Raw genomic sequence first — 9,211 nt, 5'->3', positions numbered from 1 at the left:
AGCTCCCTTGTGATAATGATCTGGACGGCACCACAAGGTTGCTATCACCCAAATCGAGGTGGACATTAAACCGAACGCGTTCCACCCTCAAGCCTCCATTTGCCGGACGCAAGAAAGAGTTTGGAGGAACGCGGAAAACGTTAACGCCAGGTCCAGATCGAACGCGTTCCGGCCGCACGGGTTCCCGAGACGCTCGAGACTGGTCACCCCCGCATCGCCGATCCCGCAAGGCACGATCCCGCCGAAATGCGACAGGTCGGGCGATAGGTTGACCGAAAAGCCGTGGAGCGTGACCCAGCGCCGAACGCGGACCCCGATCGCGCCGACCTTCGCCTCACGTCCTTCGTCGAGCGTCCAGATGCCGATCCGACCCGGCACGGTGAACGCGGCCACGCCGGCGCGCGCGAGAGCCGCGATCACCCACGTCTCCAACGCATGGACGAACCGACGCACGTCGCGCCCGCGCCCGCCGAGGTCGAGCACCAGATAGCCGATCCGCTGTCCCGGTCCGTGATAGGTGTACCGCCCGCCTCGCCCCGTCCTGACCACGGGAAAGCGCGGGTCGATCAGGTCCGCGTCGACCGCGCTCGTGCCGCCGGTATAGACGGGCGGATGCTCCAGCAGCCAGACGAGCTCGCGCGCCTCGCCGTTCGCGACCGCGGCGGCGCGCGCCTCCATCTCGGCGACCGCGTCCGCGTACGCCGTCAGCCCGGGCGTGACGCGCCATTCGATGTCGGGGGGGATGTCGGTCACGCGCGCGATGTGCGCCGCGGCTCGCCCGCATGCAACCGTGCCGCTGGCGAAGCCCGGCGGCATCGGCTAGCGACGACGACGGCCGACAGGGCCGGGGAGCGCATTGGTGGCGGAAGCGAAGATCGGGATCGGTTCGGTGTGGGACTCGGCCGTCGATGCGGTGCGCGGTCGGGCACGGCTGCTCGCGCCCCTGGCGGCGGTGTCGCTGTTCCTGCCCGGTCTGATCCAGGCTGGGCTGATGCTGTATGTCGGCGGCGCGGCGGGCGATGCGCCACCCAGGCCGTATGCGGCCGGGGCGCTGCTCCGCTTCGCGCTGACGCTCGGGCTGCTCGCGCTGACATTCTGGGGAGCGCTGGCGATCACCGCGGTCACCGGCGACCCCGCCGTCGGAGCGGCCGAAGCGCGTCGCCGGGCGTCGGCGCGTCTTCTTCCCCTGCTCGGCGCCTCGGTCGTCCTCGGTCTCGTGCTGACCCTGCTGATCCTGCCCGTGCTCGTGATCCTAATCCGTTCCGGGGTGGAGATGGCCGCCATGGGCTCGGGAACGATGCCGACCCTCGGGGCCGGCGCGTCGCTGTTCGTCGGCCTGTACGGCCTGTTCGCGACGTCGCTGCTGCTCTGGTTGCTCGCCCGCCTGCTGCCGCTGGTGCCCGTGGTGTTGAACGAACGGCTCGGCCTGCGCGCGATCGGGCGTTCGTTCCGCCTGACTCGGGGGCTCGGCTTCAAGCTCGTCGGCGTGCTGCTGCTTTATTTCGTCGTTCTCTATGTAGCGACTAACGCGGCGCAGTGGGTGACCTTCATCCCGTTCCGCCTGATGTTGGGCGCGGACAACACCGGCGTGGCCCGCTTCATCGGCGCCGTCGTCGGCGCGGTCGTCGCGACGGCGTTCAGCCTCCTCGCCTACGCCTTCACGGCCCAGCTCCATGAGCGCCTGGTCGCGCGAGATCGGCTCCGGACGGTTCGGGACGCGCCGCCGCCGGCCTGATGACCGCCCTTTGATGTCCATCGCCATCCGGCCCGTCCTCGCCGACGCCTGGAGCCTTTTCCGGCGCGACCGGGACTGGCTTTTGCGCGTCGCCGGGCCGTTCCTGTTCCTGCCCGCCTTCGCGCTCGCGCTGCTGGTGCCGAGCGCCCCCGTCGCCTTCCTCTCCGGCGCCGGGTCGAGCGAGGCGGACGCGCTCGCCCGCGCGGCGCGGTTGACGGGCTGGGTGCGCGCCTATGGCGGCTGGCATCTGCTGGCCAACGCACTCGGCCTGTTCGGCGCGGCCGCTCTCCAGTCGGCCTATCTCGACGGGGAGGCGCGCGATGTCCGCGCCGCGCTCGCCCGGGCGGGCACGCTGCTCCCTCGGTACCTGATCGCAATGCTCCTGATCGCGCTGCCGACCGGAGCGGGGCTGTATCTGTGGGTGCTGCCGGGCCTTTATGTCATGGGCCGCACGCTCCTGGTCGGCCCCGTCCTGGTCGCCGAGCGTCCGGTGAGCGCACTGGGGGCGCTGGGGCGGTCCTTCGCGCTCAGTCGCGGGCTGGGTATGCCGATGATGGCGCTCGCGGCGACGAGCCTGCTGGGGGCGCTCCTCCTCGCGCAGCCCTTCGCGGCGCTCGCTCCGGTCGCCGGGCGCGGCGCGGTCGCGGCCGTGGCGGCCGCGACCGGTCTCGCCGCCGCCGCGACGCTCGGGACGATCGCGCAGGTCCTGATCGCCGTCTGTGCCTATCGCCGGCTAGGTTCCCGCTAGCAGCGGCACGTGCGGCGCGGCCTCACGCGGCAGGATGCCCGCGAGGCGCGGATCGGGGAACGTCTCGAGCGTCCGTCCCGTCGCCGCGAAGCCCTGCGCGCGATAGAACCCGAGCGCGTGGCGGTGGTCCAGCGTGCAGGTATGCAGCCACACCCGCTCCGTCCCCGCGCGCCAGGCGAGCCCCAGCGCCCGCGCCATCAGCCACCGCCCATGGCCCTGTCCGGCCAGTTCGGGCACCAGGCCGAAATACGACAGTTCCGTCTCGCCGCTCCGCCGTAGATCGATCTCCAACAATCCCACCTCGACGCCCGCCCGGTCGACCGCCGCGAACACCTCGACCCGCTCGTCGCCGACGATCGCCAGCAGCGCGGCGTCGTCCATCGTCAGCCGCGAGTACCATAGCCACGGCTCGCCCACGCGCCGGAACAACGTGCGGTACCTGGCGGGCTCGGGTGATCGCCACCCTTCCAGCCGGAGCGGCGAGGGCGGCAATGGGCGTAGCGACGGTCGCTCGCGCATCTCCAGGGTGGTGACCACCGTCGCGACATGGTCAGCGGGAACGGCGGTCAGTCCCAAGTCGCGACCGGCGGCAGGCTCATCAGGATCGCGTCGATGTTGCCACCCGTCTTTAGCCCAAACAGCGTTCCCCGGTCGTATACCAGGTTGAACTCGGCATAGCGGCCGCGCCATACGCGTTGCGCCGCGACGTCGGCATCGGTGAACGGCGTTCCCAGCCGCCGCCGCACGATCCGCGGATAGACGTCCAGGAACGCCTCGCCGATGTCGCGCGCAAACGCGAAGTCCGGTTCGCCGCCCTCCAGATGGTCGAAGAACACGCCGCCCACCCCACGGTGGACGTGCCGGTGCGGAATGTAGAAATATTCGTCCGCCCACGCCTTGAACCGGTCGTAATGGCGCGGATCGTGCCGGTCGCACGCCGCTTTCAGGGTGGCGTGGAAGTCCGTCGTGTCGTCCGCGATCGGCAAAGGCGGGTTCAGGTCCGCGCCGCCGCCGAACCAGCGTTTGGTCGTCACCAGGAACCGCGTGTTCATGTGGACGGCGGGCACGTGCGGATTGGCCATGTGCGCGACCAGGCTGATCCCCGTCGCGAAAAATCGCGGGTCGTCGCCCGCGCCGTGCACGGTGCGCCCGAACTCGCCTTCGAGGATGCCGCCCACCGTGGAAACATTGACGCCGACCTTTTCGAACACGCGGCCCTTCATGACGCCGCGCACGCCGCCGCCGCCCGGTTCGCCCGACGGGTCGACGCGGTCCCAGGGTAGATAGTCGAAGCCCGCGTCCGACCCGGCTTCGCGCTCGATCAGTTCGAACTCGGCGCAGATGCGGTCGCGCAGTCCCTCGAACCAGGCGCGCGCCGCGGCCTGCTGGTCGTCGATCGGGGTGGGGAGGGCGGCCATCCCGATCCCCTATCCGCCGCTCATGCGCGAAGTCGAGTGCGCTTGGCGCAGCATTTCGCCCGCGATCATCGCCCCGGCTACCGCGACGTTGAGCGACCGCATCCCGGCCCGCATCGGGATCGCGACGCGCAGACCGGCAATGGCATGGACATCGTCCGGAACGCCGCCCCCCTCCGACCCGAGCAGCAGGACGTCGTCGGCCGCGAACGCCGCATCCCAGACGCCCACCGCGCCGTGCGTCGTCGCCAGCACGATCCTGCCCGAAGTAGCTGCGCGGAAGGCCGCCCAGTCCGTGTGCCGACGGACTTCGGCCATGTCGGCGTAATCCATCCCCGCCCGCCGGAACGCCCGATCGCCCCATGGGAAACCCATCGGCTCGATCAGGTCGACGCCGACGCCCAAGCAAGCGCCCAGCCGCAGGACCGTACCGACATTTCCCGCGATATCAGGCTCGAACAGGGCGATGCGCATGTCCGGCGGTAACGCAGGGTGCCGTCCAGGTAAATTGAAGTTGGCAAAGCGATCCCCGCAGGGCTATCTGAGCGCCAGACCGGTGTCCCGCTCCGTCAGGTGGAGAAGGCCCGACCAGCGCGGGACCATCCGGGTTCGGCTAGACCTGTTAAAGAGTTCAAGGGCTGTACCGAATGGCGACCGTCGAACATCCAATCGTCCCGCCCGGCAAGTCGCCGGAGCCGTACAAGGAAGACGTGCCCGACCCGCGCCGCCGCGACTTCATCAATGTCGCCGCCGTGGCGTTCGCGGGGGTCGGCGCGGTCGCGATCGTACTGCCGCTCATCAACCAGATGAGCCCCGCCGCCGACGTGCTGGCGCAGTCCTCGACCGAGGTCGACATATCCAAGATCGCGCCCGGCCAGGCGATCAAGACGCAGTTCCGCAAGCAGCCCTTGTTCGTGCGCAACCTGACCCCGGCCGAGATCGCGGCCGCCGATGCGGTGCCGTTGGGCGGATTGCGCGACAAGCAAACGCTCGCCGAGCGGACCAAGGAAGGCAAGAAGAACTGGCTGGTGACCATGGGGGTCTGCACCCATCTGGGTTGTGTGCCGCTCGGTGCCGGCGAGGGCGAGAACAAGGGGCCGTTCGGCGGCTATTTTTGCCCGTGTCACGGGTCCGCCTACGACACCGCCGGCCGGATCCGCTCGGGGCCCGCGCCCACGAACCTGCAGGTCCCCGAGTATGTCTTTAATTCCGACACTGTCCTGACCGTCGGTTGAGGTAGCGAACAATGAGTTTTCCCTGGGCCAAGCAGTACGAACCGCAAGCGCCGATCATGAAGTATTTCGACGCGAAGCTTCCGCTTCCGCGTTTGATGTATAATGCGATCGGGGCCGGATACCCCGTGCCGCGCAACCTCAACTATTTCTGGAACTTCGGTGTGCTCGCGGGCATGGCCCTGGTCATCCAGATCGTGACGGGCGTGACGCTCGCCATGAACTACGCCGCGAACGGCGGCATCGCCTTCGACTCGGTCGAGCGGATCATGCGCGACGTCAACGCCGGCTGGTTCCTGCGCTACGCGCACGCCAATGGCGCATCGATGTTCCTGGCGGTGATCTATATCCACATCGCGCGCGGGCTTTACTATGGTTCGTATAAGGCTCCGCGTGAGATGGTTTGGCTGCTCGGCGTGGTAATCTTCCTCCTGATTATGGCCACCGCCTTCATGGGCTATGTCCTGCCGTGGGGCCAGATGAGCTTCTGGGGGGCGCAGGTGATCACCGGCTTCTTCTCGGCCATCCCCGTCGTCGGCGAGACGTTGCGCGTATGGCTGCTGGGCGGGTTCGCGCCGGACAATTCCGCGCTCAACCGCTTCTATTCGCTCCACTATCTGCTTTCGTTCGTGATCGCGGGTGTCGTGATCCTGAAGATCTGGGCGCTTCACATCCCCGGGTCGTCCAACCCGACCGGTGTCGAGGTCAAGGGGCCGCAGGACACCGTGCCGTTCCATCCCTATTACACCGCCAAGGACGGCGTTGGCGTGGGCGTATTCATGCTGATCTACGCGGCGTTGATCTTCTTCTCGCCCAACCTGCTCGGCCATCCGGACAACTATATCCCGGCCAACCCGCTCTCGACGCCCGCGCACATCGTGCCCGAATGGTATTTCCTGCCTTTCTACGCGATCCTGAAATCGTTCACCGTCGACTTCATCCTGCCCGCCAAGCTTTGGGGCGTGCTGGCGATGTTCGGGTCGATCCTGCTGCTGTTCTTCCTCCCCTGGATCGACACCAGCCCGGTGCGCTCCGCGAACTTCCGCCCGGCCGTACGCTATGGCTTGATCGGGTTGCTTCTATCGGTTCTGCTGCTCGGCTATGTGGGCGGTGCCGACGCGACGCCACGCAACGTGATCCTGGGGCAGTTCGCGTCCGCCGTGTATTTCGGCTATTTCCTCGTCTATCTGCCGATCGTCTCGCGATTGGAGCGCCCGCGCCCCGTCCCGAACTCGATAACCGAGGCCGTGCTGAATCGCCATGGCGGCACCAGCCCGGCCCAGACGGCGGCGACCGCTTGAGCGTCCAGCTTCAGGTTTCCCGGCCGGCCAAACAGGATTGATGCATACCGATGGTTCGTAAAATCGCTTTTCTGATCGGGCTCGGCTTCATCGCCGTGTTGGTGATCGGGCTTGTCTCGACCGTCATCGGCGCGATCCGGACGCCGCCGCCCGAGTCCGCGGGTCACGAGTTCCACCTTGAGCCGCGCCCGGCCAGTTTCGCGTCGGACGGCGCGTTCGGCAAATGGGACCGCGCGCAGCTCCAGCGCGGGTTCCAGGTCTATAAGGAAGTGTGCGCGGGCTGCCATTCGATGCGTCTGGTCTCGTTCCGCGACCTGGAGCAGATCGGCTATAATGAGCCCGAGGTAAAGGCGATCGCGACGCAGTGGCCCGTCGAACAGCCGAGCGTGAACCAAGAGACCGGCGAGCCCGCGACGCGCAAGAACCTGCCGTCCGACCGCTTCCCGAGCCCTTACGCCAACGAAGTCGCCGCCCGTGCCGCCAACAACAACGCGTTGCCGCCCGACCTGTCGCTGATGGTCAAGGCGCGCGATGACGGTTCCGACTACATCTATTCGCTACTGACGGGCTACCGTCCGCAGGCGGGTTACAAGAACGAGGATGGCAAGGAGCTCCTGAAGGAGTTTCCCGACGCCAAGACGACGCAGGGCCTGCACTTCAATCCGTACTACGCGAACCTGAACATCGCGATGCCTCCGCCGCTGACATCGAGTGGGCAGGTCACCTATTCGGACGGCACCAACGCCACCGTCGACCAGATGGCCAAGGACGTGTCCGCCTTCCTGACCTGGTCCGCCGAGCCCAATCTCGAGCGTCGCCACGCGGCCGGCCTTGCGGCGGTGCTGTTCATCGCGATCTTCTGCTTCCTGGCCTACGGTGCGTACAAGAACGTCTGGGCCGACGTGAAGCACTGATTCGAACGTCGCCCCTTCCTGCCCGGGAAGGGGCGGAGCGCCAGAGTGACCACCAATCCCGACCTTGCCGCGCTGATCCGCACGATCCCGGACTTCCCGAAGCCCGGCATCCTGTTCCGCGACATCAGCACACTGCTCCTCGACCGCCAAGGTTTCGCGACCGCGATCGAGCGTATGGTCGCCGCCATTCCAGGCCCGATCGACCTGGTCGCCGGGATCGAAGCGCGAGGCTTCATCTTCGCCGCCGCGCTCGCCGTCCCGCTTGGCGCGGGATTGCTGCTCATTCGCAAGGACGGCAAGCTTCCGGGCGTCACCGTCGCGGAAGAGTACGAGCTGGAATACGGTCGCGACCGCATCGCCATGCATGCCGACGCCTGCGTGCCCGGCGCGCGCGTGCTCCTCGTCGACGACCTGATCGCCACCGGCGGCACCGCTCGCGCCGCCTTGCGCCTCCTCCGCCGCACGGGAGCCGCGGTGGTCCAAGCGCAGTTCGTCGTCGATCTTCCCGACTTGGGCGGGGCCGCCGCGCTTCGTGCCGACGGGCTGGATGTCCACGCGCTGGTCAGCTTCCCCGGTCATTAGAGGAACCGCCCCGGGCAGTGCTTGTTTGGACCATGGACGCGAGCCCGGGGCCGCGCTGGGATCAGGGAGCAACGTCAGGCCACCCGATCCGTCGGCGACCGGTTTCGCTGCGGGGGGCGTCGCGACCCACGCTTAGCGACCCCTGAGGCGCGCAGGTCGGCTCAGGACGGGTGCGCCTCGACATTGCCGGATGCCGCCGGCCGCGTGCTGACCAGCCCGGTCGAGACGAACGTCATCACCACCGCCCCATCCTGGTTCCGCACCGTCATCCGGCTGCGGAAGATGCCCATCTCCGGCCGCTTCTCCGACCGCCGCTTCTCCAGCACCTCCGTCTCGCAGGCCAGCGTGTCGCCCGGATAGACGGGCTTGATCCATCGTAGTTCGTCGATCCCCGGCGACCCCAGTCCCGCCTGCCGGTCCGCGCGCAGGTTATCGACCACCATCGACATCACCATCGCGCAGGTGTGCCACCCGCTCGCCGACAACCGCCCGAAATGCGTCCTCGCGGCCGCCTCGTCCGACAGGTGGAACGGTTGCGGATCGTACTTGCCCGCGAACGCGACCACCTCCTCGCGCGTGACCGGGTATGCGCCGAAGCGCGCGACCGCGCCGACCTCGACATCCTCGAAATACTTCATGGCCGACCTCCCTAACGCCGGCGCGCATCCTTGAACGGCGCGGCCGTCCCGTCCAGTGCTTGCCCGGGCGGCAGGCCAAGCAGGTCGCGCAACAGCGGCGCGACCGACACGTTGTCGAACTCGGCCAGCCTCACCCCGGCCCGGAACCCCGGTCCGCTCGCGATGAATACGGCGCGCATCGACGGATCGGCGGGATCATAGCCGTGCTCGCCCTTCAGATAGGCGCGCCCGCCCGGCGGCGCGAATCGCCAGCCAAGATCAGCCATGCACATGAATGGCGGGACGCGCGGATGCCGACCGAAGCCGAACCGCGCCGGCAGCTCCTCCCGCCTCCAGCATCGGACGTGCGGTCGCGCGCGCAGCACGCGCGCGGTGGTCGCCGTCTCCCCGCCCGGCTTGGGCCAGGCATACAGGATCGGCCCGGCCTGGACCGTCCGCATGATCGCCTCGTCGGCGATCCCGGCCGGATCGATCAGGTTCGTCGCGGGCACCGCCGCCATGCCGTGATCGGACACGATCACCAGGTTCGCGGTCTGCCCGATCGCCGCCAGCCCGGCACGCAGGCGGCCCACCTGCGCATCGACCTCGCGGATCGCCGCTTCCTGCTCCGCCGATTCGAAGCCTTGCTCATGCGCCGCCTTGTCGA

At 68.3% G+C, this 9,211-nt stretch carries 12 protein-coding genes; 6 read left to right on the top strand and 6 right to left on the bottom strand.

What is annotated here, in order from left to right; genetic code table 11:
• Window positions 1-87: 87 nt before the first annotated feature.
• The gene (lipB, locus tag ACFE71_RS13645; RefSeq protein WP_375429324.1) at window positions 88-753 is read right to left on the bottom strand and encodes a lipoyl(octanoyl) transferase LipB; all 666 of its coding nucleotides are present in this window, start codon (window positions 751-753) and stop codon (window positions 88-90) included.
• Window positions 754-859: 106 nt separating this feature from the next.
• On the opposite strand from lipB, the gene ACFE71_RS13640 reads away from it, so the two are divergent.
• Window positions 860-1,735, top strand: coding sequence for a hypothetical protein (locus ACFE71_RS13640; protein WP_375429323.1), 876 nt, complete (start codon window positions 860-862; stop codon window positions 1,733-1,735).
• Window positions 1,736-1,748: 13 nt separating this feature from the next.
• A complete protein-coding gene (locus ACFE71_RS13635) occupies window positions 1,749-2,483 on the top strand; it encodes a hypothetical protein (protein WP_375429322.1) in 735 nt (244 codons plus the stop codon).
• On the opposite strand, the gene ACFE71_RS13630 is transcribed toward ACFE71_RS13635, so the two are convergent.
• Genes ACFE71_RS13630 through ACFE71_RS13620 form a run of 3 tightly spaced genes read right to left on the bottom strand, consistent with a single transcriptional unit; the run spans window position 2,469 to window position 4,372 of the window.
• Window positions 2,469-3,059, bottom strand: coding sequence for a GNAT family N-acetyltransferase (locus tag ACFE71_RS13630; protein ID WP_375429321.1), 591 nt, complete (start codon window positions 3,057-3,059; stop codon window positions 2,469-2,471). The two genes, ACFE71_RS13635 and ACFE71_RS13630, sit on opposite strands and share 15 nt — an antisense overlap.
• Window positions 3,050-3,901 (bottom strand): oxygen-dependent coproporphyrinogen oxidase, encoded by an 852-nt coding sequence (gene hemF / locus ACFE71_RS13625; RefSeq protein ID WP_375429320.1) that lies wholly within the window; start codon window positions 3,899-3,901, stop codon window positions 3,050-3,052. The genes ACFE71_RS13630 and hemF overlap by 10 nt, the downstream gene beginning before the upstream one ends.
• 9 nt (window positions 3,902-3,910) lie before the next feature.
• Window positions 3,911-4,372: a tRNA (cytidine(34)-2'-O)-methyltransferase gene (locus ACFE71_RS13620; protein WP_375429319.1), complete on the bottom strand. Its 462-nt coding sequence runs from the start codon at window positions 4,370-4,372 to the stop codon at window positions 3,911-3,913.
• 173 nt (window positions 4,373-4,545) lie between these two features.
• Here ACFE71_RS13620 and petA point away from each other — a divergent pair, with 173 nt between their 5' ends.
• The 4 genes from petA to ACFE71_RS13600 are packed head-to-tail and all read left to right on the top strand — an operon-like array spanning window position 4,546 to window position 7,927.
• Complete coding sequence (gene petA, locus ACFE71_RS13615) at window positions 4,546-5,133, top strand: ubiquinol-cytochrome c reductase iron-sulfur subunit (protein WP_375429318.1); 588 nt, start codon at window positions 4,546-4,548, stop codon at window positions 5,131-5,133.
• Between the two features lie 11 nt (window positions 5,134-5,144).
• Window positions 5,145-6,431 (top strand): cytochrome bc complex cytochrome b subunit, encoded by a 1,287-nt coding sequence (locus ACFE71_RS13610; protein WP_375429317.1) that lies wholly within the window; start codon window positions 5,145-5,147, stop codon window positions 6,429-6,431.
• A gap of 50 nt (window positions 6,432-6,481) precedes the next feature.
• On the top strand, window positions 6,482-7,345 hold the full coding sequence (locus tag ACFE71_RS13605) for a cytochrome c1 (protein WP_375429316.1): 864 nt from the start codon (window positions 6,482-6,484) through the stop codon (window positions 7,343-7,345).
• Between the two features lie 45 nt (window positions 7,346-7,390).
• On the top strand, window positions 7,391-7,927 hold the full coding sequence (locus ACFE71_RS13600; RefSeq protein WP_375429315.1) for an adenine phosphoribosyltransferase: 537 nt from the start codon (window positions 7,391-7,393) through the stop codon (window positions 7,925-7,927).
• 161 nt (window positions 7,928-8,088) lie between these two features.
• Here the strand turns inward: ACFE71_RS13600 and ACFE71_RS13595 are convergent, their stop codons facing one another.
• Both ACFE71_RS13595 and ACFE71_RS13590 read right to left on the bottom strand, forming a co-directional pair.
• Window positions 8,089-8,565: a MaoC family dehydratase gene (locus ACFE71_RS13595; RefSeq protein ID WP_375429314.1), complete on the bottom strand. Its 477-nt coding sequence runs from the start codon at window positions 8,563-8,565 to the stop codon at window positions 8,089-8,091.
• A gap of 11 nt (window positions 8,566-8,576) precedes the next feature.
• Window positions 8,577-9,211: alkaline phosphatase family protein (locus ACFE71_RS13590; protein ID WP_375429313.1), on the bottom strand; the 635-nt coding region annotated here is incomplete at its 5' end.

Source organism: uncultured Sphingomonas sp. (genome assembly GCF_964237155.1).
In the GTDB taxonomy this organism is placed as follows: Bacteria; Pseudomonadota; Alphaproteobacteria; order Sphingomonadales; family Sphingomonadaceae; genus Sphingomonas.
Note: the sequence above shows the minus strand (reverse complement) of the source record. Positions and strands in the feature narration are given on the sequence as shown.

Coding starts and splice junctions, on each gene's coding strand:
- ACFE71_RS13635 (WP_375429322.1), top strand. CDS start 1,749: ATGTCCATCGCCATCCGGCCCGTCCTCGCCGACGCCTGGAGCCTTTTC.
- hemF (WP_375429320.1), bottom strand. CDS start 3,901: ATGGCCGCCCTCCCCACCCCGATCGACGACCAGCAGGCCGCGGCGCGC.
- ACFE71_RS13620 (WP_375429319.1), bottom strand. CDS start 4,372: ATGCGCATCGCCCTGTTCGAGCCTGATATCGCGGGAAATGTCGGTACG.
- petA (WP_375429318.1), top strand. CDS start 4,546: ATGGCGACCGTCGAACATCCAATCGTCCCGCCCGGCAAGTCGCCGGAG.
- ACFE71_RS13610 (WP_375429317.1), top strand. CDS start 5,145: ATGAGTTTTCCCTGGGCCAAGCAGTACGAACCGCAAGCGCCGATCATG.
- ACFE71_RS13605 (WP_375429316.1), top strand. CDS start 6,482: ATGGTTCGTAAAATCGCTTTTCTGATCGGGCTCGGCTTCATCGCCGTG.
- ACFE71_RS13595 (WP_375429314.1), bottom strand. CDS start 8,565: ATGAAGTATTTCGAGGATGTCGAGGTCGGCGCGGTCGCGCGCTTCGGC.